Here is a 24,304-nt window from a genome sequence, read left to right as displayed (position 1 = left end):
TGATGGATACGATCATATATGGTGGAGAAGCAGTTATTCCGTATATCGGTGTTAAAAAAGTGGACATTGGCATCAAAAACGGCCGGATTTCTGCCTTGGGCGAGGGATTAAGCGCTCCTGGAGCCAAGCGAATAGATGCCAGCGGAAAAATGATTTTTCCCGGTGCGATTGACGGACACAGCCACTACGGGGTATACGGCGGACTGGCTCAGGATTACCGTGCGACCTCAAGGTCCTCTGCGGTTGGGGGAGTGACTACGGTCATTAACTTTATGCGAAGCGGACGCTCCTATCTGGAGCAGCTGCCGGAGGAGGTGGCAATTGCCGAGCAGGAGAGCGTCATCGATTTTTGCTTCCATCTGGGAGTCATGACCAGCCAGCAGGTGCAGGAAATGAGGGCATATGTGGAGGAACTGGGAGCATTGTCTTTTAAGCTCTACCTCGGCTATAAAGGCATGGAGAAAACCAGATACGGGACAGACCGTTCGCTGGATGATGAACTGCTGCTTGATATCTATGAGCAGATGAACGCGATTTCCCCGGACCTGATTCTGTGTATCCATTGTGAGAATGTAGAGATGGGCCGTAACTTCTACAGTAAATATGTTAATGATCCAGAGCGAAACCAGCTGGTGTATTTCGATAAATTCAACCCTGATATTGTCGAGACGGAGTCCGTCATCCGCGTCAGCTACCTGGCCAAGCAATATCAAGCCAAAATCAGTATTGTACATTGTAGTGCGGGTACAAGTGTGCAGGCGCTCCGGGAGATGCCATGGTTCACCCCTGAGCTGATACATGTGGAGACCTGTCCGCATTATTTGCTGGAAACTGTGGACAATGCGAAAGGGCTGGGCGCAATTGTGAAGCCGCCGCTGCGGTACAGACACGATAATGAAGCCTTATGGCAGGGAATCAAGGATGGCATTGTTACTTTTACCGGTACAGACCACGTCTCGATAACCTGGGCCGACAAGTTTAAAAAGGGCGGGGGAATTGACGATGTCCAGCTGGGCTTCGGCGGAGCCGAGTTCATGTTCCCGCAGATGCTGAGCGAAGGCCACCATAAGAGGGGGCTGTCCCTGCAGAAGATTGCTGAGATCACTTCGGCCAACACGGCCAAAACCTATGGCCTGTTCCCGCAAAAGGGAATGATTGATATCGGCAGCGATGCCGATTTGGTGATCGTTGATCTGGAGAAGACAGCTACAATCACGCCTGAGACGATTGCGATTAATTCAGATTATTCCATCTACGAAGGCCGTGAGGTCAAAGGCTGGCCGGTCATGACCCTCCGCAGAGGAGAAATCATCGCGGAGAACGGCCAAGCGGTCGAACCTGCGGGCGGCGGCAAATACCTGAAAAGAAAAGCTAAAGGAGCCGTGTGAATTCCGCTTAACGCTGCATATACTATCGCGGCATTGACTATTATAAGCTGCGCGATGTTGCAAAAGCCGTCGATTTCAATATCGTTTGGAATGCCGCAACGAATGCGATTAATATTGATACTGCCAACAGCTATACCGAAGGCTTCAAATAATTGTGGAATCCATCTTCGGATACGATGCCGGGATTCCTGTGCTGCAGGACCTGTCCTTCGCTATCCGGCCGAATACAATTACGGCCCTCGTTGTGCCGTCAGGCAGCGGCAAGAGCACCGTTACCCGCCTTGCTTGCAAGATTCCGGGAGCTTCAGGGCGGCTCCATCCGGATTGGCAATCAGTCCATCCGGGAAGCCGGCCCGGAGCGGCTGCTGGCCGAAATTTCGATGGTGTTCCAGGATGTCTATTTGTTCCAGGACACCATCGGCAGTAATATCCGCACCGGGAACATGAAGACGAGCCAGGCAGAGATCATCGAGGCGGCCAAGCGTGCCTGCTGCCACGAATTCATCTCCGCGCTGCCGCAAGGCTATGACACCCCGGCAGGCGAAGGCGGCTCCACCTTGTCTGGCGGCGAGAAGCAGCGGGTTTCGACTGCCCGCGCGCTGCTGAAGGATGCCTCAATCGTGCTGCTGGACGAAGCTACGGCTTCATTGGACCCGGAAAATGAGACCGCGGTGCAGCAGGCGATCAATGAGCTGGTGGCGAATAAAACCGTCATTCTGATTGCCCACCGCCTGAAGACGATCTGCAATGCCGATAAAATCCTTGTCCTCGACCAAGGCAGGCTGGTTGAATGGAGCTGTGCATGGGTTCCGAAGGAACCCATGCACAGCTCCTGTCCAATCGCGGATTGTATGAGAAGCTGTGGCATACCCAGCAGGGGGCGGATGGATGGAGAGTGAAGCAGCTTATGGAGGCAAGCTGCACCAGCTTCATATATGCCGATCATCCCGGATATGCCGATCATCCCGGAATACTCAGAACAACATTCATCTTTACCCTCGGGTGATGGAAGGGGCTGTCCCAAACATAGGGAAGCGTACAATATTCCCTTACCAATCCGGATCAGGCAGTGAAGCTGCTGGAAGGGCGGCCTGAAACCGCCCATGAAGAAGCTGAGTATTACAGAACGGAAGCTAAGTGGAAAAAGTAAAACTAATCCATCTGAATTATGGATTTAAAGGATATTAGTGGGATTTTGTAAACTTAATTTTCGCTTTTTGCTCTTTACGGCTGTTTCGGGGCAGAATTAGTGGTACTTTTTCCCACTAAGAGTTCATAGTGGTCAAATAAGTCCGGATAGTGATACTTTTTCCCACTAAGGCTGTCGAAGGGGCAACTCCTTCCCGGGATGAACGAATCCGACCTGCCCTTTTTCATCTCCTGGGAGGTGCTTGCCGGAATCATTGTCTCTCTGCTGTCGCCTTCCACCGGCGTAGTGAATTCGGCGCTCCAGGCTATGGGCGTGGAGCCGGTATATTTCATGGCAAGCACCTTTTGGTGGCCCGTGGTGTTCATTGTATCGACGATCTGGCAGAGCGCGGGCTGGGGCATGATGATCTATATGGCCGCCATCTCTTCCATTGATCCCGGAATATAAGAAGCGTCCAAGATTGGCGGAGCCACCAAGCTGTGCCAGATCTGGCATATCACCCTGCCGGGCATACGCTGTACGATCGCTGTGCTTCTGGTGCTGCAGATGGGAAAGATGATGGATGTGGGCGCCTTTGTAACCGTGTTTCCGCTTCTGAACATTCTGGCCATGTCGCTGAGCAGCAGCCGGGCGATTATTTCGGGCGGGGTAGTGCTCTGGCCGGTGGAATTCAATGTACAGGCCTACAAGCGTTCATAGACGGTCAGCGTGCGGCCGGCAGTCCGGCTGCCAAGGATGATCCCTTTGCCCTGCAGCTGGACCAGAATCCCGTGCTGAAGGAAATGTATCTGGATGCGGAGGCGGAAGACGGCTACCAGCGGGATCAAAGCGTGTTCGGCGACGGAATCAGCATCGAGGACACGATGGGGGTAATGGTCCGGTACAGCAATAAGGCGATTCTGACCTATTCGCTGAACGCCTACATGCCGTGGGAGGGCTGCCGGATCGCCTTTAACGGCTCCAGGGGAAGGATTGAAATGAGCATTGTGGAGAAATCCTATGTCAACGCCGGAGGTGACCGGGCGCTGGAGGGGGCTGTGGAAGGCAAGCATATTGTGGTGCATCCCTTGTTTGCTGCGCCTTATGAGGTCCGGGTGCAGCTTAAATCTTGCTTTTACTTCTGATGCGGGCGTTCTTTGCGGGGGCTGTGCGGCAAGCATGCCTCTTCCGCAGTGCCGCCCGGATTTTGCTGTTCTGCCCCTCCCAAACGAATGAAGTATTCTTCGTGGCCGGGTACCCGGCCAGACGCCCCGTGACTGCACCGGACGCCAGGGCATAAGATCAGGAATGGGCTGAATTGAGCGGGTTCCGGTTGGTCTTGTCGATGGAAATCAGGTGCTTGAACATGAGCATAAGCTTCAGCTTCAGGAGGTCGCTCACTTTTTTGAAGTCCAGGCCGAGCAGCTCGCCCGTCTTTTCAAGCCGGTATTGCAGGGTATTCCGGTGAATGAACAGCTGCTTGGCCGCTTCGTTAATCTGGCCTTCATTGGCGAAAAAAGCCTCCAGCGTCGTGAAGAAGTCGGCGATATATTCGTCGTCTTTTTGCATCAGGGGCTGCAGCAGATTCTGGCAGTACTTCTTCATCGCCTCGTCCGGAATATGGGAGAATAAATAGGAGAATTCCAGATCCGAGAATAAAATCACCGCATTGTCATCCCCAAGATGACAGCTGATCCGCTCCGCCTCTGTGCACTCCCCGTAAGCCTCTCTTAGCTCGCTGATTTCCGATTTGAGTTTGCTCACATAACACCGTGCCTGCAGCCTGCCGCCCGTATTCAGAATTTCACTGAAGGCCTTGACCAGCAGCTCGATGAACACCCCGTTGCCCGCCACATTGTCCTTGACCCTCAGAATGAACAGGAGCTTGTCCCCGATCTCCACAAAATGTGATTGCAGCGTGCCCAGAATCGGGTGATAGCTGATTTCCCGGCACAGCTCCCGGAGCATGGGCTGGACCGGGAGCGGCAGATCGTATCCGGGCCGGGCGAGAGGAACCATCAGGGCGGAGAGATACTGGCCTGTCAGCAAAGGAGAACCGAGCGCATGCGCTTGTTCCACGAAGCTTTCTTGGGACAGATGCCCTTTCAGGTAGCGCTGCGTAATGACACTCCACTGGTAGCCGGTCACCGTATGCTGTCCGTCCTGCAAATGGTCCATATGATAGCACAGCACCTCCGCAGCCTGATGATACAGGCCTTCCTCGTCGGAATGAATCGACCCCTCCTTCGGAATGACCAGCAGAAATCCGTAGCATTCCTTGTCCTTCATTAATGGAATCCGGCAGAACCAGCCCAGCTCCGTGCGTCCCTTGTAATATTTGGGGCTCCACGGCCACGCCTTGGTCAGCTCTACCTCAGGCCAATCGGAGCAATTGAACAGAATTTGTCCCCTTGCACTGAACACCACAATTGAATGGTCGAGAATATCAGAGATCGTCTGGAACGGATTGGAGAAATCCCGGGTTTGCAGGCTGAAGCGGACGAGCTGCTTCTGTTTTTCCAGCGCGTCGTGGAGCTTGCGGGTGCTTTTTTCATATTCGGCATTGAAGAGGGCGTTCATCTGGTCGGAAAAGGCAAATTCATAGGGCAGCTCCAGCACGGGAAACTCCAGGCGGTTGGCTTCGTCGAGGACAAACTGGGGGATTTGCGACCAATATCTTCCGAGCTTGATGCCGATCCCCGCGGAGCCGCGCTCATTCAGCTTTTTGAGGATCTGCAGCAATTCGCCGGGGGCATCCTTGATCGCGTAGGCGGTGGTGAGCAGCAGCTCGCCGGATTTGATCCAATTTGCCACGTCCGGAGCGTCCATCGTGTTGATGGCTTTGATAATGCGCGTTCTTCCCTTTTCTCCGGCAACCAGCTTGGCTTTGGAAAACGGATGGATGGATAATGCTTCCTCTAATGTTAAATTCATTGTGTCCTCCTGTGTAAATATGACATGTACATCACATAATTCATTGTTTTTTCTACAACAAAAGGAGTGCCGTTTCTGGATTTTTACAAAGAGGCGTTAGTTTTGTTGACTTCATGCTACTTTAAATTTAAATTATAATCAACTTAACGTTATTAATATTCACATTGCGAAGTACAGAGAGTGTTCAGTGTGCTGCCAGGTTCCAGGATCATGATATTGACTTTGAGGAGGCGTCAGCGTGTCTTATATTACAGTCTCGAATCTCAGCAAGCGGTTTGTCACCCGGGGGCAGTGGACTCAAGCCTTGAGTAATATTGATCTGGACATTGAGCAGGGATCTTTTGTCAGCTTCATCGGTCCGAGCGGATGCGGCAAATCGACGTTGCTGCGGATTATCGGCGGACTGATGGATTCGGAGGAAGGCGATATTGAGGTCGGCGGGCGGACGCCTCTGGAGATGCAGGCGGACAAGCAGTTCGGATTTGTGCCGCAGGCTCCGGCGCTGTTTCCCTGGCGGACGGTGCTGCAAAACATGAATATTCCCTTCGAGGTCAACCGCAGGAGCAAGACGGACCGCGCGGAGGAAAAGGGAGAGCCGATTGAGCTTTTGCAGGCCGTGGGACTGGGGGATTTCATTCACGCCTACCCGAAGGAGCTCTCCGGGGGGATGAAGCAGCGGGTGGGAATCGTCAGGGCCTTCGCCTCCGGTGCCCCGATTCTGCTGATGGACGAGCCGTTCTCTGCCCTGGATGAGATTACGCGGGAAAAGCTGATGTACCAGCTGGTGAAGATCTGGGACAAGCACAACAAGACGGTTATCTTTGTCACCCACAACATTCAGGAAGCCGTGTACCTGTCGGACAAGGTAGTGATTATGTCGAGCCGCCCGGGGCGCATATCGAAGGCGGTAGATATTCATCTGCCCCGGCCGCGGGCGGAGGGAATTATCGAAACCCCGGAATTCCATCAATATGTGCTGCAGTTGCGGGAATGCCTGCGGGAAAGGTGGTAGAGACGGATGAGTAACTTTATTTCAGACACGGGCAGCCGCCCGGTTCTGGAGAAAGGCAAAAAGGGGAGCGTCACAATGGACCCGCAGCAATATGCGCTTGCATCCAGAAATTCCAGACTCAAAGAGATGGCCGGCAACGTAATTACGCCGCTTCTGACGTTTATTATACTGTTCAGCCTGTGGGAGCTGGTGATCCGGGCCTTTGATGTGAAAATGATTATTTTGCCCGCGCCTTCCGGCATTTTCGCCGAATTATTCGGTTCATTCTCCTTTTACCTGCCGCATTTATGGCTGACATTCTGTGAATCGGTTCTTGGCTTCACGATCGGGGTAGGGGTTGCGCTCATTGGCGGCATTCTGATGTCCCAGTCCCGGTTCCTGGAGAAATCACTGCTGCCGGTAGCCGTACTCGCCAATGTAACGCCGGTCGTTGCGATTGCCCCCTTGTTCATTATCTGGTTCGGCTTCGGCGCCTTGCCCAAGGTGCTGATTTCGGCGATCTGTTCGTTTTTCCCCATGCTGATCAATTCGATTGCGGGCTTCCGCTCGATTGATGATAACAACTATGAATATCTGCAGTCGCTGCATGCCAGCAAATTCGAGATTTTCCTGAAGCTCCGGCTGCCGAACAGCCTCCCGTATATCTTCACCGCCGCCAGAACATGCATGAGCATGAGTGTAATTGGTGCGGTCGTGGGGGAGATGAGCGGTGCAAGCGAAGGTATTGGCAACGTCATTACCGTATCCGGGAACTACATGCAGATGGAGCGGATGTTTGCAGCCATTATGCTGCTCGCGCTGATGGGCATCCTGCTGACGAGCCTGGTGAAGGTTGTGGAGCGCAGGTTTCTGCATTGGCACAGCATGGATAAGTGACGGAGCGGCAAGAGAGAGCGGGTACCGCCCTCCGGTATCCCTAGAAGCTGGGGTGAGTTGTCAGCCGGCAAGCGTGAATGTCGCGCGGAGAACATGAATGAGGTTGCGTGGTGATTCCTCGATGAATAAAGCGCGGGGCCGTTATCTACAGAAACATGCGGTTCCTGACGCAGGGGATAACTTGCCTAAATAATGTAAAAATAAGTATACAATGGGAGGTTTTGGTTGTGAAGTGGAGTAAAAAAATTGCGTTGCCGATAGTGTTATGCATGATGATGGTTATGGCCGCTTGCGGGAACAACGAATCCGCAGGACCGGCAAGCCCGCCCGGACCGGCTGCCAGCGCCGGTGCCAGTGCGGCACCATCGCCCGAAGCCTCCGCGCCTGCCGGCGAAGCTGCCATCGATTGGGATGCGAGGATCGCTGCCAACAAGGCGGCAGGCGAGATTAATTTTATGACCAGCTTCAACTACTCGGCATCGGTGGCGAATGTCAATGCCTGGGTTGCGGAGGAGCAGGGCTTCTTCAAGGAGCTGGGGCTTGATGTGAAGATACAGCCGGGGCTGGATGCGGACGGAATGAAGCTGCTGGCTGCGGGCAGACTGCAGATCGCCCATGCCGGCTCCGGCAGCGTCGTGGTGCAGGCCGTGGCGAACGGCGCTGACATTAAGGGAGTCTCCGTAATGGCTCCGGTCGGATTGGGTGCAATTATGGTGCCGGAGGATTCGGATATTCAGGATGTGAAGGACCTGGAAGGCAAGACCATAGGCTATAAAGGCGCAATGAGCGCCAACTTCCTGGCGATGTTCCAGCAGGGCGGTGCGGATATTTCCAAGATCAAGCAGGTATCCGTCGGTTTCGACCCTACGATTCTAAATACAGGCGACGTGGATGCCATTACTGTATTCAAGTCGAACGAGCCCGCCACGATGGAGCGCCAGGGCTTCAAGGTACGGCTGCTGAATCCTGAGGATTACGGCGTGAAGTCCTCCTTCGGTGTCATGGCAGCCAATTCCGGTTTTGCCGCGAAGAATCCAGGTGCTGTGGAGGATTTCCTGAGAGCGATCATGAAGGCCCATGAATGGATTCTGGCCAATCCGGAAGCGACCATTCAGCTTCTGGAAAAGAAGGCGGAAGGCAACTTCAGCCTTGAAGTGGAGACGAACCGCCTGAAGGTCGAAACCGGGCTCGCTGCTGCCTCCAAGTATGAGGGACACGGGATTGGCTGGTTTACGCCGGAGCAGTGGCAATCGGAGATTGACATTTTGACGAGTACCGGAGTGCTGACCCAGACCGCCCTGACTGCGGATCAGGTGTCCGACAGCTCCTATATTTCCAAGGTGTATGACGGCGATCAACTGATCTGGCCGGAGTAATGTTCACTCTCTGTAAGTGGAAAAAGTAAAACTAATTCGCTGAAATCCGCGCGATGATAAGGCTGTAGTGGTGTTGTACACCTAATTGACGCTCATTGATCTCATACCGCTGCTTTCAGCCGGATTAGTGTCACTAATTCCCGCTAAGGAAGGCTGCCCTTTATATCAATTCTTCAAGTTCATCTTATTAGATCATAGACTGGCAACCCAAAGGAGGAACAGGCATGCTGCAGACGAAGCAAAAGGCGCTGAAATCATTTTATTATCCGGTTATGAAGGTGGAGGCTCTACAGGATGGCCCGCAATCCTTCAAGTTAATGGGCCAGAATATTGTGCTCTGGCTGGATGACCAGAACAAGCCTGCCGCGGCAATTGACCGCTGCTGTCACCGTACCTCGAAGCTGTCCAAGGGCTGGCTCCGTGAGGGCTGCATCGTCTGCCCTTATCATGGCTGGACCTTCAACCGGGACGGAAAATGCACCTGGTTTCCGCAATCGGAGCTGGAGGACCCGCCGAAGGTATACAAGATTCAGGGCTACCGCTGCGAGGAACGGTATGGATACGTCTGGGTCGCGCTGGAGGAGCCGGTTACGGGCATTCCGGTGTTCCGGTACTCGGACAACCCGGAATTCCGTAAGGTGGAGGAATTTTATGAAGTGATTCATTGTGCCGCTCTGCGGCTGATGGAGAACTCCTTCGATGTGGCCCACGTCAATTTTGTGCACAAAAATACGTTCGGGGATATCGACAATCCGATCCCGCCCCGGGTCAGCATTACTCCGAAGGAATGGGGCTTCGAAGCAAACATGGAAATTCCCGTGCACAATAAGCTGAACCAGAAGGTCGGAGCCTTGAATATGGAGGAAGAGCGGACGGTCCGCAAGCAGCTGAGCGAATGGTTCATGCCTTTTATCCGCCAGACGAATATTACGTATCCTACGGGATTGATTCATTCCATTGTGACCTGCGCAACGCCGATCGACGATGCCACCTGCCAGCTGGTGCAGTTCGTCTACCGGAATGACCGGGAACAGGACGTTCCGGCTTCAAGCATCATCGCTTTTGACAGAACGGTGGTCGATGAGGATATGGAGGTGCTGGAAACGACGGAAATCAACGTGTCGATTGATCTTACGAAGAAGCTGGAGAACCATATGCTCTCGGACCAGCCCGGAATTATGATGCGCAAAATGCTGCTGGGGCTGCTGAATGAGCGCGGTGAGCTGGAAGCCAATGAATGACTGCCGCAGGGATCTTCTGACAAACTTACAGCGAGGTGAACAGGCATGACCAAGAAAATTCATTTTGGCTGGTTCACGGAATACGGTCCCATCGGGTGGGACCATCCGGATGCGCAGGGGGACTGGCGCCAGCCGGAGCCGTATCAGCAAATGGCGCAGCTGTGCGAGAAGGGCTGCTTCGATTTCGCCCTGTTCGCAGACCATCTGGGCATAACCTCTTCCTTTCAGGGCTCGATGGAGAATTATGTGAAATATGGCCTGAATGGAGTGAACCATGATTCGACGCTGCTCTGTACAATGGTCGCTGCCGCTACGAAGCATCTCGGCGTTGGCACCACCGTTTCCACGATGCTTACCCCGCCGTACAGCCTGGCCCGCCAGACTGCGTCGCTGGATCATCTGTCCAAAGGGCGGGTGGCCTGGAATATCGTGACGACCGGGAATACGGCAGGCTTCCTGAATTTCGGCGCGGAGCAGCCGGAGCATGATACCCGCTATGACATTGCTGAGGAATATTTGGAGCTGTGCTGCCAGTTGTGGAGCAGCTGGGAGCCGGATTCGATCATTATGGATAAAAAAACCGGCGTCTTCGCCGACCCGGACAAGGTGCACCGGATCAATTTTGAAGGCAAATATTACAAAAGCCAGGGGCCGCTGAATGTTACGCCTTCGCCGCAAGGCCGGCCCACGCTCATCCAGGCGGGTTCCTCGGAACGGGGCAAGGATTTTGCGGCAAAATGGGCGGATGCCGTCATCGTCGGCATGCACTATCTGGAGGATATGAAGGCTTACTATGAGGATATGAAGGCGCGTGTGGTCAAATTCGGCCGCGACCCGGAGCAATTCAAGGTATTCTTCATTGTAAAGCCTGTTCTCGGACAGACGGAGGAGCTGGTGAACCGGAAGCTTGACGCGCTGGACCATCCGCCGGAGTCGGCCATTCATGCCGCATTGTCCGCCCTGTCCTCCAGAATGAACTATGACCTGTCGCAGTTCAACATCGATGAGCCGCTGCCTCCAATGGATGAGAAGCAGATCCAGGGCGGTCAAACCACCCTGTCCCGGTTCTATACCTCCGGCCGCCGTCCAACGCTGCGGGAGGTGGCTGCCGAAGAGGCGGCAGGGAACAAGGGCGGAATTGCCGGTACCCCGGAGCAGGTGGCGGACCGGCTGCAGCATATTATGGAGACGGTTGGCGGCGACGGCTTTGTCGTCCGTGTGGATACCCACGACTATGCGTATATGAAGGAATTCGTGGATACCGTCGTCCCTATTCTGCAGCAGAGAGACCTGATGCGCAAGGAGTATACGGGGAACACGCTGCGGGAGAATCTGCTGGAGTTTTGACCGGCCGGAGGCGGAAAAGGCTGCATTGGCTGAATCCGGATTGAAGCACGGGAATACCGGGACGCATTCATCCATCCATCTATACAACTACATCAACAACTAAACCAAAACATCCATTTTGAGGGGAAGGACATGAACAAACTCGGAAACAGCAAGAATTACTGGCAGGTGTCAGGAGAACGGGCGGATCTTCGCCGTCCGCGCAGACCGGCTCAGCCGGTAGCGGTTGCTTCCAAGCCGCAGGAGATCATAATTGATCTGGAAGACACGGCAATTATTGTGGTGGATATGCAGAACGATTTCTGCACCCCGGGCGGATGGCTGGATTCGATTGGTGTGGATACAGCGCCGCTGCTGGGTCCGGTCGGTCCGCTGAATGCTCTGCTTCCGGCTCTGCGGCAAGCGGAGGTTCCCGTCATCTGGCTCAACTGGGGCAACCGGGAGGACCGGTTGAATCTGCCCCCGTCCTTGCTCCATGTCTACAATCCGGACGGCCAGAGCAACGGAATCGGCGCTCCGATGCCGGGGAACGGCTCCCGGGTACTGGAGAAGGGGAGCTGGGGCGCTGCTCTTATCGAAGGCCTATCCTGCGAGCAGGGGGACATTCATATCGATAAGTTCCGCATGAGCGGCTTCTGGGATACTCCCCTGGACAGCATTCTGCGCAATCTCGGCATCCGCACAGTGCTGTTCGCGGGCGTCAATCTGGATCAATGCGTGATGCATACGCTGCAGGATGCCGCCTGCCTCGGCTATGATGCGGTTTTGTTGGAAGACTGCTGCGCCACAAGCTCGCCGGGCTACTGCACGGAAGCCGCTTTGTATAACATCAGGCAGTGCTACGGATTTGTGGCGGATTCGGCCTCGCTGCTGCGGGAGATGAACAGTCATACCGCGGGATAAAGTGCACCTGTACGCGTTTAACACGGAAATTCTGTTATGCATTACCCCGGCAAAAACGCCGCGGTCAATCCACGAAATAAAGGGCTGCAGGCATACCGGGCTGTGCGGCCAGGAAGGGAGGCTGACGCTTTGCTTGATGACAAATGGAATTCCATCTTCAGCCGGATTGCGGCCGGGCCGCAAGGCGATGGAATATTGAACGGAATGAGCTTCGTTGCGAAAGACGTATTCGGGATTGCCGGCTACACCAACGGTGCGGGCAATCCTGATTGGCTGAAGACAAGCCGGCCTTCAGAACGGCATTCGGAGGCAGTCCGGAGGCTGCTTGCCGCCGGAGCAGGGCTGGAAGGAACCACGCATACCGATGAGCTGATGTTCAGCCTGAACGGCGAGAACTACCATTACGGAACTCCGGTGAATCCGAAGACCCCGGACCGCATTCCGGGAGGCTCCTCCAGCGGCTCGGCGGTCGCGGTTGCGGCAGGGCTGGCGGACTTCGCCATCGGCACGGATACCGCAGGCTCTGTCCGGGTGCCTTCCTCCTATTGCGGAATTTACGGCATGCGGCCGACGCATGGAGCGGTATCGCTGGAAGGCGTCATTCCGCTTGCCCCCGGCTTCGATACGGCAGGCTGGATGGCGCGGGACGCGGAAACCCTGCTTAAGGTCGGGAGTGCGCTGCTTCCCGCAGCCGAGCAGCCAACAAGCAGGCTGGGCGGCTTCGGCTTCAATCATATTCTGATTGGGGACGATGCCTGGTCCCTGGCCAGGCCGGAGGTGCGGCAGGCCCTCCTTCCCACCCTCAATCTGATCAGGGAAACAACGATCCGTCAGACGGAGCTTATGGTTGCTCCTGAAGGCCTTCCGTCCTGGATGGCCGTCTTCCGGACGATTCAGGGCTATGAAATCTGGCGTGAGCACGGCAGGTGGATAGAAGAGACGCGTCCGGGCTTCGGACCGGATATAGCGGAGCGGTTCGCCTGGGCCGCTACCGTCCGGGAAGAGGACTTCCTGAAGCAGCTGGAGCTTCGCAGGCACATCCGTGAGTACATGTCCGGGCTGCTTGGCAGGGACGGCCTGCTTGTCATCCCGACCACACCCGGAGAAGCTCCGCTGCTGCGCTCATCCGGGAGTGAGCTTGAGGAGAGGCGGGTCCGTACGATGAGGCTGAACTGCATCGCCGGTCTCGCCGGACTGCCTCAGCTCACAATGCCGGCGGCAACACTGAACGGCTGCCCGCTGGGCCTGTCCGTGATATCCGGCCCCCATCAGGATCTGCGCCTGCTGGCTTGGGCGAAGCAATTCGCTCTGAGCGCGGCAGTTCAATAAGCGGTTCAATACATTGAATATATTTGAGGTGAACAGTCATGTATCTAAGAAATCAAGGTGCCGCTTGGGAGGAACGTTTCCTGCCCCGTCTGACCAGCAAGCAGGTTCTGGAGCTGCCTAAAGACCATGCGCTTGTCATTCTTCCGATTGGGGCGGTCGAGCAGCATGGTCCTCATCTGCCGGTCTATACGGATACGCTGATTGGAGAAGCCACATTGACGCAGGCGCTGGAAAAGATCGGCCCGGACAAGCAGATCTGGCTGCTTCCTCCGGTTCCGTACGGCAAGAGCAATGAGCATATCGGGCTTCCGGGGACGATCTCGCTGTCGGCCCCGACGCTGCATGGGGTTGTTATGGACATTGCCGAGAGCCTGAAGGCGAGCGGGTTCCGCAGGCTGCTGCTGTTCAACACGCATGGGGGGAATGTGGATCTGCTCAATACGGCAGCCCGCGAGATCCGGATTAAGACGGGATTAATTGTCTTCTATCTGTTCCCGGGCAACCTGGATGTTGCCGGGGATCTGATGGGAGCCGAAGAGCTGGAATACGGCATTCACGGAGGCGATTACGAGACCTCCATTGTGATGTCCGTCAAGCCGGCTTGGGTGCAGGAGGAGTATCTGGTGAACGAAACGCCGAATATGTCGCAGTTTAAGTTTCTGACGCTGGAGGGCAAGATCCGCTTCGCGTGGAAGATGTCCGATATCTCCGCCAGCGGAATCGCGGGAGACGCTACAGCGGCGACGCCGGAGAAGGGGCACATTATCCAGGAGCGTATAACGGATATCCTCGGTGAAGCGCTGGCGGAGCTGTGCGAATTTGAAATGGACAACGTGAAGCCGGATAAAGGATAAGGATACAGAGAGACTGAGGAGAGACGGTGAAGGCCCCATGAGACTTGTCACATTAAAAAACGGCAAACAGGAGCTGGCGGCCATCGCTGCGCAAGACCGCTTCGTCCTTGTGGATGAAATCAGCCGTTTCAGAGGGCAGCTCTGGAGCAGCAGCACCCTGGAGCTGCTGCAGAACGGACAGTTCGACGAACTGAAGCAATGGTATGCGGAAGGAGGCGAGGAACGGCTTACAGAGCTTCCGGCCATCGCCGCCCCCGAGGCGGAGTTCGCCCCGTTGTACCGCCATCCCCGCAAAATCTGGGGAATCGGGATGAACTATACGCAGAAGGCGATGGATCTGAACTCGGTACCGCCGGAGGCCGAGCCGGTCTGCTTCATGAAGCCGGACACGAGCTTGATCGGTCCGGGAGATAATATCGTGCTGCCGTCTGAATCGGAGAGTGTGACAGCTGAGGCTGAGCTGGGAATTGTTATAGGCAAGGTGTGCAAAGATATCCGGGAGGAGCAGGCATCACAGGTAGTAGCGGGCTTTACGCCGACGCTGGATATGACCTGTCAGGATATCCATGCCCGCAATCCAAGATTTCTGCAGCGCTCCAAGGCATTCGATACGTTCTTCAGCCTCGGCCCGGAGCTGGTGACGGCAGATGAAATTCCCGATCTGCGGGCGGTCGCGCTGGAAACGGTGCTTAACGGCAAAGTCATTCACCGCAATACGGTTGACCACATGATGTATAACCCGTGGTTCATCGTATCGTATTTCTCCCGGATGATGACCCTGCTTCCAGGGGATATCATCATGACAGGAACTCCCGGCTCAACTCCGCTCAGCAAGGGTGACCGGGCCGAATGCCGGGTCAGCGGGTTCAGGCCTCTGGTCAACCCGGTAGCCGGAATTTATTAATCATAAAGCGAGGGTGATAGAATATGAGCATTCCAGGTCTAGTGGCAGGCAACTTCGAGGATTGTCCCGTGCATAAAATTACCGCCAAGGATACGAACAAATTCGTACTGCTGTGCGACCGTACGCAGCTGCCGTTCACCTCGTTTATCGAGATTTTTGAAGAGGGCGGCCGGACGCCTTCCAACGAGCACAAAGAGGCATACGAATATTTCTATGTGCTCAAAGGGGAAGGGCTGGCGCTTGTGGGCGGGTATGAAACGAAGATCCGCCAGGGTTCTTTTATCATCGTGCCGCCGGGCAATCACCACGACATCATCAATACCGGCAAAGGCCGTATGTACTGCCTGACAACGATGGTGCCGGACGAGCACTTCTCCGACATGATCAAAGCCGGACCGGAAGCGAGGCTGGATGAAGAGGACCTCGCTTTTCTGAGCAAGGCTGCAATGGGATAATAATCAGTCCTGATACTCAAGAAGCCCTTGATATCAGGACTTTTTTTAAAGATCAGAATTTATCCTGAATTTCGAAAGCAAGCATCTACAAATCATCTAAAAGGCTCTACACGAAGGGACTTTTTGTGAAAAACAACTTGCACCAAATGGTGAAGGGAAAAGAGGGTTTATCCCTTGTCCTATCTGGACTTGTTCAGTTCATTTTCGGAATTCAGGTTTATAGGTTTTGGGGGAAGCGAAGCTTATCCGTTATTTCACGGCTGCGCGGTAAATGAATGGATCGGGACTTCGGCCAAGCAAACTGCGCTAATGCGTTGGCCGCAGCGGGCAGGCAGAGGGAATCAGAGGCAGAAGTGCCTTTGAATTCGCCCGAAGCCGGCTGGAGGAGGGAATCAAAGGCAGAAATACCTTTGAATTCACCCGAAGCCGGCTGGACGGTGGAATCAGCGCGAAATGATTCTTCTCCTCCCCACTGAAATGGCAGCATTCTTATATAGGACGGCGAAGCCGTTTCCACTTGTCTTTTAGGAAATTCTGCTTCTCGTCAATTGTGGATAAGGCAGGTATGAAGTGGGGGGATTATAATGCGTCTTAATCGTGCTGAATCGTGCAGAGTCTGTAGAGTTTGCTGAGCCGTGCGGAGTCTGCGGGTTCCATGTTTTGCAGGAGGAAGCACGGAATAGAGCGGGTCCAACCGAGGCCGTTACCGGGACAGGGACGTGATGTGGAATGGAGTGAATAAAGTGGAATTCGTAAGAATTAGTACACTTATACGGACGGAAAAGTCTTAAAGGAATAGTGGAAAAAAGTCGGCTCCATCTAAAAATTAGGGGCCGGCACTTAGTGCGGACAAATCGGAGGGTCAGAGGAATTCTGGAGAAACGATAGTGTCCGCTTTTAAAGACCGGTTTCAACCTGCAGTCTTATTTCAATCAGGAAACCGGGTTTTAGCAGCGGCCGGAAGAACCCTCTGAACCCGCAGCGGAATTCATTCACATCGTCAACCGCTGATTTTGGCTTTGAGCCAAAAAGGCAATTGAATGTATATGAATTGAACCGGAGAACCTGAACAAGCTGATGGAATGCAAGGAGGTTCATTGGGAACGGAAGCGAAGTGTAAAAAGTAACACTAATGGTCTGGAATTCTGGCTTCAACGGGCTTTAGTGGGAATTTGTACACTTAATGGAGGCCCACTCCCCCCAAATGGCTGATTTCAGCCGGATTAGTTGTACTTTTTCCCACTGGGGATGATCTAGAACCCGAATGCGCTGCTTTAGTTGTACTTTTTCCCACTAGGGATGATCCAGTATCCGAATGCGCTGCCTTAGTTATACTTTTTCCCAATAAGGCTGGTTGCTCTTTTTATGAATGTTTCAAGTTCATCATAATGTAGGCGTATTCCCCGTAAGGGGGCGAAACGAATCGGTTAGGTCTCCTTTTTCCCGCTAAGAGACTGCGACGAAATAAAGTACCGCTACATTGTTGACAAAACTCCCAAAACCGTGGAGATTTTGTTAACAAAAGCGGGTACTCATTTCCCCGCAGCTCCTAACGCAAGCGAAAAAGGGAATGTGGGGATTAAGATTACTTTTCCCACTTGGGCGTAGCCGCCGGGTCTCAGCAGGAAGGTGTGGAGAAATCGGGGAGGAAGAGCTTCAGCCGGCCAGGGGAACCGGAGAGCCCGGGAACCGCAGCCAGCCTTACACCTGAAATGGACGGCTAGCCGTTACGTTCTTGGGGATGCCGTGATTAGACTTATTCTCCGATCCGGCTAAAAATCGTATGAATATGAAAATCCGCAAGCCTAGAAATTCAGTCTATAGAAGTTTTGCATAAGCTGGAGGATAACGATTTCGGCTAAATCATCAGGAGAGTCACGTTTACCGTTTTTGATCCACTGGACCAGCACCCCGATAGAAGAACCCACATTCGCTGCCAATATATATTCTACATACTTTACAGGTATCTCATCGAGGACATAAGCATTGTCATCATAATATTTTTTTAAAATATCGGCATAAGAATCATTCAAAATGTCTATTCTGTTCACCTTGATTAACAATTCAATAACAACGGAGTTTGCAGACCAATACGTAAAAAATGGTTTAGTGGAGGCTGGGCCAGGCGGCACGGCATTTTTGTTTTGATAGTCAAAGAGAAATTCTTTTAATTCCATACATTTTTGGTCACATTTAAATCTTAAAACATCCTCCTTATGGTCGAAGTTCCTATAGAACGTTGATCTTCCTATATTAGCGCGGTTTACAATATCAGTAATACTAATCTCTTCATAATTCTTTTGTATAATCAGGTCTCCTAAGGCTTCAAAGATCCATTCGCTCGATTGAAAGGACCTTTTATCATTGCTTATATGATACATATATATCCCTCCTGTTTCATATCTCCGGATAAGATTGACTTCGTATAGGTATAATTATAGAATACAAAACTATACGATACAATTGTGCCGTAAATTTGGCCGAAAATCAGCATAAGCTCCTTTTTTAGGATGCTTATATGATCTGGAGGGAAATGTAATGAAAGAAATTACCAATAATCAGTCTTCAGTCCAAAAGAGAACGCATAGCAGCTTAAGATTCTGGATTCCATTTGTATTAGTGGTATTGATATCTGTTTTATTTTTTTCTACTGGAGAAAATACAGCAGCAGGCTGGGGAATATTACTGGCTATGGCTGTTGTTATGATTTTTTTGAAAAAGCTGCTTGCAGATATGAAGCTCATTTATTGGGCCGCGTGTTGGATTTTGATATCCGCTGTTTTGTTTATAACTGCTGTATTTACGGAACCCATTCCTGTCAACCGGCCGGCTGTAAGCTCTGCGGCGGAAATGATGCCAACCGAAGTTGTCTTCACTCAAGACGGTTTGGTTTCAGGACTGTACAACAACGATAAATCTGTCAAAGTATTTGCGGGAATCCCCTATGCCGCCCCGCCGGTAGGTGAGTTAAGATGGAAAGCTCCACAACCGGTCCAGCCTTGGAATGGAGTACGCCAATTGAACCATTTCTCAGATGCTGCCATGCAGAATAAATTGCCGGCGGTGTTGACAAATTTTATAAATCTGCGGCTTGGCACAGGGGCGTTGCTGGACAATTTCAGCATAAAAAATAACGAAAGAATCAGTGAGGATTGTTTATACTTAAATGTTTGGACCAGCGCAAAATCAAGTCATGAGAAGCGGCCTGTCATCGTGTATATACATGGCGGTTCATTTAAAAACGGTTCCGGATCTATGGATTTGTACAATGGTGAAAATATGGCGGAAAAAGGAGCGGTATTTGTAAATATAAATTACCGGCTTGGTATTTTTGGGTTCATGGCGAATCCGGAGCTGACCAAAGAGTCGGGATACAATGCCTCAGGAAATTATGGGATTTTAGATCAAATTGCCGCGCTGGAGTGGGTTAAGCATAATATTTCGGAATTTGGCGGCGATCCGGACAATGTGACAATAGCCGGCGAGTCGGCAGGTGCAGGGTCTGTTAACATTCTCACGGCGTCACCGCTTGCAAAGGGCTTATTCGAAAAGGCTATTGGTGAAAGCGGGGCTTTTTTCAATATGGAGGGTAAGGAATCAGGCGGAATCTATATGCAGACTCTGGCTCAGGCAGAGAAGGAGGGAGCCGAATTTCAAAAATCTCTGAATAAAGCTTCCTTAGCTGATTTGCGTAAAATGTCCGCACCTGAATTGCTTAAAGCTGCTGCAAGCGAGACAATAACCCCGATTGTAGACGGATATGTATTGCCTGATACCGTTTATAATATTTTTGAAGCCGGCAGGCAAAATGATGTACCTGCTCTTGTTGGCAGTAATGCTGACGAAGGAACGCTTCTAACCTTGCCCTGGCCAGTCTATTCGGTTATGGATGCCAATGAGTTCAAGTCTGCAATCGGGGAAAGATTTGGAGACCTGGCAGATGAAGTTTTAAAGCTCTATCCTTCAGATAGTGACAGCGATGCCCAAAAAGCCCAATTGGACATATCAACCGATAAATTGTTTACTTGGCAAATGAATACTTGGGCAAAACTGCAGAGTAAAACAGGGGAATCCGAAATTTATTCCTATTATTTTGACAAAGTGCAGCCAGGACCGGCCAGATTCAGAGAATTGGGAGCCTACCACTCCGCAGAGATTGCATATGCTTACAACAATTTGGATAAAATAGCTCTTCCCTATACAAATGCGGATAAATCGCTGTCGGATATAATGTCTTCATACTGGATTAATTTTGCTGAGACAGGCGATCCCAACGGTGAATCCTTACCTCTATGGACGCCATATCATACTGAAACGGATCAGACCATGGTATTAGGAGATAAACCGGGAATGACAGAAACTCCACGTAAAGCATATTTGGAATTTTTTGATTTATATGAAGCTGGGTTAAGATCAAAGTGAAGTTCAGCGCTGTCCGGGTTATGTCTATGGATCATTGGGCTAATTCCTTCATGGTATTAATAAAGGAAGTGAAGGCTTGCCAGCTCGGCTCGAACGAACAAGAAAAGGCCGCAACCGCCGCCAGGTCGGTGAATAATGATAGAAGCATTCTTCGATATATAGGGTGTAGAAATGATCCTCCGGGAATTGCATTCCTTTGGTGATCCGCTCCAGATGATTCATGGCCATCGGCTGCTGGCCGCTGATCAGCCGGCTGAGTGTTCCCGAATTAATCCCGGAATGTGCGGCAAATTGACTAACGGACATCCCCTGCTGCGACAAATGCATAGCTAAATGATCGCGAATCGTAGCTGTAGCAGATACCATAGTTACACCACCCAAATGAATTCCATTTAATAGAATTTTATTTTATAGATGTAATAATATGTTACAGCATTCCATGGGTCAATAGGGCAGGTGGGGAGAATCGGTGAACAAGGAATTAGGGCTTATTAAATGTTGTGGTGTCTGAACTATGTAGTTGGGAAAGAGGCTGATTTTGCTGATTCGGTAATAGAATTAAAAACAACGTTCCCGGAATATTGGGAACGTTGTTTGGGTTATACTTTAGTGATAATAGTAGTGAAAAGAGTGCTTAACCCCCGCCCGTACCGTGACCCATAGTCTGAATTAACATTTGAGTATTTACGACCTCTACTGGTTTAACAGTTTCCGCAAATACAAAGGTTACTATAGCCAAGCTACACGAAGCTAGCAGCATGATAAGCTTTTTTTTCATTTAGATCCTGCACCTCTCTAATCAGAAGTTTATATTTCTGCTTCTCTGCTTTATTTGCTAAATGGCGGTGTTGTTCAAATAGATCAACACATTTGATAATGATAGTCTCGTTATTGATTTTAGCAGATGATTCCAAACTCTGCAGGATCAAGCTAATCCCTTCATTACGCTTGTTATGTAAGTAATAGATTGCTAATTCGGCAAGAAAACGTGCGTATTGGTCTTTCATAATCTGCTGATTGTATTCACCAAATTCAGTAGAGTACGTCCGATAAGGGATATAGTAAGCAAAACGTTTGAGAATATAATCGATATTCCAATCATACTGGTTAGCAGATATTAAAATATTATATAGAGCTACGAATATCTCATCTTTTCTGGACGAGATGTATTCTACATATGCAGCAAGAGTTTCATGTTGACCTGACCTTACTTGATATAATAAGGTGTTTGCCGTGCCCCATTCCTTGAATTGTTCTACAGTTCGCTGCACCTCTTCATCTACTTTAACTTCTTTTATCCAACTTTCATCCATATAAAGAGTCACAAATTTGAGTGCCGAAATGTAATCATGATGCTCCTCACTGATACTTGCACGCATCAGATGAGAGTACAAGATATAGAAGCAAAGAGGCTTCTCGGGAACTTTCTCATCATTGAACTTCCGGTTGAAGTGGCTCTTGAGATTATATCGAAGAGTAGCTAGATGAAGCATTTCCTGTGCGAGTTTATCCACTTTGTTCCATTGATGCAGTGAATAATAAGCATTTATCAGATGCTTCAACCCATCCAACTGATCCGCCTCATCCAGCTTATCCAAATAGCATTCGAAGAGCAGAGCCGCCTGCAAATTGAGCGTCTGGTCGTCGCCCAGGCTAATCCGGAATAGACGGAACTGGCATACCGCCAGCCGCTCGGAATTCTGATATTTCTCACTGGCGCTGACATTTTTATATAATAACGCCGCTGCCTGCCACAGGCCCTGTTGGAACAATCCCTCGGCCACTTCGAACAGCATGGGGGCATAGGACAGATTCTCCAGCAGATTCTGGACTACCCGTTCGATGCAGTCGAGGCGGCCGAGGTCTGCCGCACGTAGAAGAAACGGCCGCAGGCGCCGCCAGGATGGCGGTGAGTGATGAAAGCATTCATCCACATAAAGGCTGTAGAAATGATCCTCGGGCAATTGCATCCCCCGCGTAATGCGCTCCAGATGATTCATGGCAATCGGCTGCTGTCCGTTAAGCAAGCGGCTGAGCGTTCCTGAATTAATGCCGCATTGTCCGGCGAATTGATTAATGGACATCCCCTGCTGCGACAAATACATCGCTAAGTGATCGCGAATCGTGGCGGTAATCGGCGCCATGGAAACACCACCTGACTGAATTCCAGTAATTAGAATTTTGTTTTATAGATGTAATAATATGTGACAATATACCACCGGTCAATAGTGCATATTAGAAGAAATAGTGAACATGATAGGAAGCCCGGCAGGAGCTGGGATTCCTGTCCTAAATGGCTGAGGGAGTATGCAGGCTAGCAGCTGCGGAAGTGAAAACAGGAAATAAAAGCAGAATAATTTCTCTTTTTCCACAGGAACTTTACAATTATCTTGTTACTAAACCGAAAAGTGATTGATTATGAATGTGATGAACAAGGGGGAATAAGGGCTTGAAATCAATCATACAATTACTGCATTTTGGCTATCATCAGGCGATGAGCTGCATCTTTCCTGTGGCGATCTTTGGGACGCTGGCTCTTTCCGGCGCAATAGAGCTGCCCTTCGTCTACCGCTATGATGCCATTCTTATTATCTTGCTTACCGTACAGTATCTCATGTACCGCAGCGGATTAGAGACCTGGGATGAAATCAAAGTGATCTGTGTATTTCACGTAATCGGCCTGCTGCTGGAAATATATAAGGTCAGGATGGGATCGTGGTCCTACCCTGAGCCAGGTTTAACGAAGGTACTCGGCGTCCCCTTGTACAGCGGATTCATGTATGCAAGTGTCGCAAGCTTTATGTGCCAGATCTGGCGCAGGCTGAAGATGGATATGACCGGCTGGCCGCGGCTTGTTTATGCAGGGCTGCTCGGCGGAGCCATTTATCTGAACTTTTTCACACATCATTTCATTCCTGATTTCCGCTGGTGGCTGACGGCGCTTGTGCTCGTTGTCTTTTGGAGAACCCGGATTATTTACCGGGTCCGGGCCGCTGCCTACCGGATGCCGTTGACACTGGCTTTTGTTATCGTAGGCTTTTTTATCTGGCTGGCCGAGAATGTCGCCACATTTTTCAATGCCTGGAAATATCCCGACCAGTACGAAGCCTGGAGGCTGGTCAGCTTCAGCAAAATCAGCTCGTGGTTCCTGCTGGTCATCATCAGCGTCATTATTGTTGCCCAGCTTAAACATGTCAAAGCCAGCCGGACAACGTAAAATTCAGCTGAAGGCTGACCGCCGTGCTTGAACGAAGAGGCATTGTAGCCGTATCCAAGCTGTATAAGGCATACCCGGACGAAAAGTTCGGGTGTGTGTTTGCAAGCTAATTCCAGAAGGCCAAGGCCCGTTGCGTCCATTCCTGGGGGCGGTGAGCGCCAAGCTCTCCATGCTTATAGCCTGTCAGCAGCTCCACTGTACAATGAGGCGCCGTCTCCCGGAGCAAAAAGGCAGAGTCGCGCATAGACTTTGCCCGGCAGGTTAAAATTCCACTCTTTTTAAATAAAATTATGGGGAATTAATCCACTCATTTAGCAAGTCTGGGAATATGTTATTCTATATTAAGAGAAAGGAGGGAATCCTATGGGAACTTTTGTTGATGGAAGAACGTCGCAGAATGCCAGCTATGCAAATTCGATAGCCATTCCTATTTTGGCCATTAATACTCCTCAGCTTTTTGGGCAGGTGGGACTGGTTACGCAAGGAGTGACTGCTAACCCGCGTGTTATCCTGAAAGGGACAATATCTGTACAAGTACCTTTAGCTTTAGTGGGTGTTACTGTAACCATTGTAAGAGGCACCCTGCCAACAGATCCAGTTGTATACTCGGCTACTTCCACATTCAACCTCAGTGTGCTGGCCCCTCAGGTTATCGCCTTTTCAGCGGATGATTTTTTACCGCCAGTGACACCGCAAATCACTTATACGGCCTTTGTGGCTTCGAACTTGCTTGGAACGATCCGTGTGGGCCCGGAAAGCTTCGATGCAATCATTGTTTCTGACTAACCGGAGCATGGACAGGTTCAACCGCATTAATTGAAATGAACGCACCCGCCGGAATGCAAACCGGATAAACCACGGTTTATCCGGTTTACAGCCAGGGGTGCGTTTTTTATGGCGCCGGGGAACTTCCCTTG

20 protein-coding genes and 2 pseudogenes are annotated in these 24,304 nt (G+C 51.5%); 18 read left to right on the top strand and 4 right to left on the bottom strand.

What is annotated here, in order from left to right; genetic code table 11:
* Positions 1 to 2 precede the first annotated feature (2 nt).
* The 5 genes and pseudogenes from HYD27_RS00185 to HYD27_RS00165 form a co-directional block, all read left to right on the top strand.
* Positions 3 to 1,388 carry a dihydroorotase gene (locus HYD27_RS00185; protein ID WP_219210180.1) on the top strand — a complete coding sequence of 462 codons (1,386 nt, stop codon included), beginning with the start codon at positions 3 to 5 and terminating at the stop codon, positions 1,386 to 1,388.
* Positions 1,389 to 1,554: 166 nt separating this feature from the next.
* Positions 1,555 to 2,289, top strand: a pseudogene (locus tag HYD27_RS00180) (ABC transporter ATP-binding protein); the annotation flags it as partial.
* 447 nt (positions 2,290 to 2,736) lie between these two features.
* Positions 2,737 to 2,985 carry a hypothetical protein gene (locus HYD27_RS00175; RefSeq protein WP_219210178.1) on the top strand — a complete coding sequence of 83 codons (249 nt, stop codon included), beginning with the start codon at positions 2,737 to 2,739 and terminating at the stop codon, positions 2,983 to 2,985.
* Between the two features lie 99 nt (positions 2,986 to 3,084).
* A complete protein-coding gene (locus HYD27_RS00170) occupies positions 3,085 to 3,237 on the top strand; it encodes a hypothetical protein (protein WP_219210176.1) in 153 nt (50 codons plus the stop codon).
* Positions 3,238 to 3,245: 8 nt separating this feature from the next.
* Positions 3,246 to 3,638: pseudogene (locus tag HYD27_RS00165) on the top strand (gfo/Idh/MocA family oxidoreductase); the annotation flags it as partial.
* A 181-nt stretch (positions 3,639 to 3,819) separates the two neighbouring features.
* Here the strand turns inward: HYD27_RS00165 and HYD27_RS00160 are convergent.
* A complete protein-coding gene (locus HYD27_RS00160) occupies positions 3,820 to 5,451 on the bottom strand; it encodes a PucR family transcriptional regulator (RefSeq protein ID WP_219210175.1) in 1,632 nt (543 codons plus the stop codon).
* 238 nt (positions 5,452 to 5,689) lie between these two features.
* On the opposite strand from HYD27_RS00160, the gene HYD27_RS00155 reads away from it, so the two are divergent.
* From HYD27_RS00155 to HYD27_RS00110, 10 genes are all read left to right on the top strand, one after another.
* Entirely contained in the window at positions 5,690 to 6,463 is a 774-nt protein-coding gene (locus tag HYD27_RS00155) for an ABC transporter ATP-binding protein (RefSeq protein WP_219210173.1), read from the top strand.
* Positions 6,464 to 6,469: 6 nt separating this feature from the next.
* Complete coding sequence (locus HYD27_RS00150) at positions 6,470 to 7,339, top strand: ABC transporter permease (protein ID WP_219210171.1); 870 nt, start codon at positions 6,470 to 6,472, stop codon at positions 7,337 to 7,339.
* Positions 7,340 to 7,566: 227 nt separating this feature from the next.
* On the top strand, positions 7,567 to 8,715 hold the full coding sequence (locus tag HYD27_RS00145) for an ABC transporter substrate-binding protein (RefSeq protein ID WP_219210169.1): 1,149 nt from the start codon (positions 7,567 to 7,569) through the stop codon (positions 8,713 to 8,715).
* 224 nt (positions 8,716 to 8,939) lie between these two features.
* The gene (locus tag HYD27_RS00140; RefSeq protein ID WP_219210167.1) at positions 8,940 to 9,956 is read left to right on the top strand and encodes an aromatic ring-hydroxylating oxygenase subunit alpha; all 1,017 of its coding nucleotides are present in this window, start codon (positions 8,940 to 8,942) and stop codon (positions 9,954 to 9,956) included.
* A gap of 45 nt (positions 9,957 to 10,001) precedes the next feature.
* On the top strand, positions 10,002 to 11,303 hold the full coding sequence (locus HYD27_RS00135) for an NtaA/DmoA family FMN-dependent monooxygenase (protein WP_219210165.1): 1,302 nt from the start codon (positions 10,002 to 10,004) through the stop codon (positions 11,301 to 11,303).
* A 132-nt stretch (positions 11,304 to 11,435) separates the two neighbouring features.
* Positions 11,436 to 12,206, top strand: a complete 771-nt coding sequence (locus HYD27_RS00130) for a cysteine hydrolase family protein (protein ID WP_219210164.1) — start codon at positions 11,436 to 11,438, stop codon at positions 12,204 to 12,206.
* Positions 12,207 to 12,335: 129 nt separating this feature from the next.
* Positions 12,336 to 13,535 (top strand): amidase, encoded by a 1,200-nt coding sequence (locus HYD27_RS00125; RefSeq protein WP_228744837.1) that lies wholly within the window; start codon positions 12,336 to 12,338, stop codon positions 13,533 to 13,535.
* A gap of 38 nt (positions 13,536 to 13,573) precedes the next feature.
* On the top strand, positions 13,574 to 14,389 hold the full coding sequence (locus tag HYD27_RS00120; protein ID WP_219210162.1) for a creatininase family protein: 816 nt from the start codon (positions 13,574 to 13,576) through the stop codon (positions 14,387 to 14,389).
* Positions 14,390 to 14,426: 37 nt separating this feature from the next.
* Positions 14,427 to 15,293: a fumarylacetoacetate hydrolase family protein gene (locus HYD27_RS00115; protein ID WP_219210161.1), complete on the top strand. Its 867-nt coding sequence runs from the start codon at positions 14,427 to 14,429 to the stop codon at positions 15,291 to 15,293.
* A 23-nt stretch (positions 15,294 to 15,316) separates the two neighbouring features.
* Positions 15,317 to 15,748, top strand: coding sequence for a cupin domain-containing protein (locus tag HYD27_RS00110; RefSeq protein ID WP_219210160.1), 432 nt, complete (start codon positions 15,317 to 15,319; stop codon positions 15,746 to 15,748).
* A 1,805-nt stretch (positions 15,749 to 17,553) separates the two neighbouring features.
* On the opposite strand, the gene HYD27_RS00105 is transcribed toward HYD27_RS00110, so the two are convergent.
* Positions 17,554 to 18,129, bottom strand: a complete 576-nt coding sequence (locus HYD27_RS00105; RefSeq protein WP_219210159.1) for a TetR/AcrR family transcriptional regulator — start codon at positions 18,127 to 18,129, stop codon at positions 17,554 to 17,556.
* A gap of 157 nt (positions 18,130 to 18,286) precedes the next feature.
* On the opposite strand from HYD27_RS00105, the gene HYD27_RS00100 reads away from it, so the two are divergent.
* Complete coding sequence (locus HYD27_RS00100; RefSeq protein ID WP_219210158.1) at positions 18,287 to 20,170, top strand: carboxylesterase/lipase family protein; 1,884 nt, start codon at positions 18,287 to 18,289, stop codon at positions 20,168 to 20,170.
* Positions 20,171 to 20,218: 48 nt separating this feature from the next.
* Here HYD27_RS00100 and HYD27_RS00095 read toward each other — a convergent pair whose 3' ends face one another.
* Complete coding sequence (locus HYD27_RS00095; protein ID WP_228744836.1) at positions 20,219 to 20,536, bottom strand: helix-turn-helix domain-containing protein; 318 nt, start codon at positions 20,534 to 20,536, stop codon at positions 20,219 to 20,221.
* A 374-nt stretch (positions 20,537 to 20,910) separates the two neighbouring features.
* The gene (locus tag HYD27_RS00090) at positions 20,911 to 22,314 is read right to left on the bottom strand and encodes a helix-turn-helix domain-containing protein (RefSeq protein WP_219210149.1); all 1,404 of its coding nucleotides are present in this window, start codon (positions 22,312 to 22,314) and stop codon (positions 20,911 to 20,913) included.
* Between the two features lie 305 nt (positions 22,315 to 22,619).
* Here HYD27_RS00090 and HYD27_RS00085 point away from each other — a divergent pair, with 305 nt between their 5' ends.
* Both HYD27_RS00085 and HYD27_RS00080 read left to right on the top strand, forming a co-directional pair.
* On the top strand, positions 22,620 to 23,387 hold the full coding sequence (locus HYD27_RS00085) for a DUF817 domain-containing protein (RefSeq protein WP_219210147.1): 768 nt from the start codon (positions 22,620 to 22,622) through the stop codon (positions 23,385 to 23,387).
* 363 nt (positions 23,388 to 23,750) lie between these two features.
* Entirely contained in the window at positions 23,751 to 24,173 is a 423-nt protein-coding gene (locus tag HYD27_RS00080; protein ID WP_219210145.1) for a hypothetical protein, read from the top strand.
* Positions 24,174 to 24,304 lie beyond the last annotated feature (131 nt).

This window comes from Paenibacillus sp. S150, from assembly GCF_019352175.1.
Taxonomy (GTDB): Bacteria; Bacillota; Bacilli; order Paenibacillales; family Paenibacillaceae; genus Paenibacillus_AQ.
This window is presented reverse-complemented; position numbering and strand designations above follow the sequence as displayed.

Excerpts from the sequence above, each read along its gene's own strand:
- HYD27_RS00110 (WP_219210160.1), top strand. The coding sequence starts at position 15,317 with ATGAGCATTCCAGGTCTAGTGGCAGGCAACTTCGAGGATTGTCCCGTG.
- HYD27_RS00100 (WP_219210158.1), top strand. The coding sequence starts at position 18,287 with ATGAAAGAAATTACCAATAATCAGTCTTCAGTCCAAAAGAGAACGCAT.
- HYD27_RS00130 (WP_219210164.1), top strand. The coding sequence starts at position 11,436 with ATGAACAAACTCGGAAACAGCAAGAATTACTGGCAGGTGTCAGGAGAA.
- HYD27_RS00090 (WP_219210149.1), bottom strand. The coding sequence starts at position 22,314 with ATGGCGCCGATTACCGCCACGATTCGCGATCACTTAGCGATGTATTTG.
- HYD27_RS00080 (WP_219210145.1), top strand. The coding sequence starts at position 23,751 with ATGGGAACTTTTGTTGATGGAAGAACGTCGCAGAATGCCAGCTATGCA.
- HYD27_RS00135 (WP_219210165.1), top strand. The coding sequence starts at position 10,002 with ATGACCAAGAAAATTCATTTTGGCTGGTTCACGGAATACGGTCCCATC.
- HYD27_RS00140 (WP_219210167.1), top strand. The coding sequence starts at position 8,940 with ATGCTGCAGACGAAGCAAAAGGCGCTGAAATCATTTTATTATCCGGTT.
- HYD27_RS00175 (WP_219210178.1), top strand. The coding sequence starts at position 2,737 with ATGAACGAATCCGACCTGCCCTTTTTCATCTCCTGGGAGGTGCTTGCC.
- HYD27_RS00115 (WP_219210161.1), top strand. The coding sequence starts at position 14,427 with ATGAGACTTGTCACATTAAAAAACGGCAAACAGGAGCTGGCGGCCATC.
- HYD27_RS00150 (WP_219210171.1), top strand. The coding sequence starts at position 6,470 with ATGAGTAACTTTATTTCAGACACGGGCAGCCGCCCGGTTCTGGAGAAA.
- HYD27_RS00095 (WP_228744836.1), bottom strand. The coding sequence starts at position 20,536 with ATGGTATCTGCTACAGCTACGATTCGCGATCATTTAGCTATGCATTTG.
- HYD27_RS00120 (WP_219210162.1), top strand. The coding sequence starts at position 13,574 with ATGTATCTAAGAAATCAAGGTGCCGCTTGGGAGGAACGTTTCCTGCCC.
- HYD27_RS00160 (WP_219210175.1), bottom strand. The coding sequence starts at position 5,451 with ATGAATTTAACATTAGAGGAAGCATTATCCATCCATCCGTTTTCCAAA.
- HYD27_RS00170 (WP_219210176.1), top strand. The coding sequence starts at position 3,085 with ATGGGAAAGATGATGGATGTGGGCGCCTTTGTAACCGTGTTTCCGCTT.
- HYD27_RS00105 (WP_219210159.1), bottom strand. The coding sequence starts at position 18,129 with ATGTATCATATAAGCAATGATAAAAGGTCCTTTCAATCGAGCGAATGG.
- HYD27_RS00185 (WP_219210180.1), top strand. The coding sequence starts at position 3 with ATGGATACGATCATATATGGTGGAGAAGCAGTTATTCCGTATATCGGT.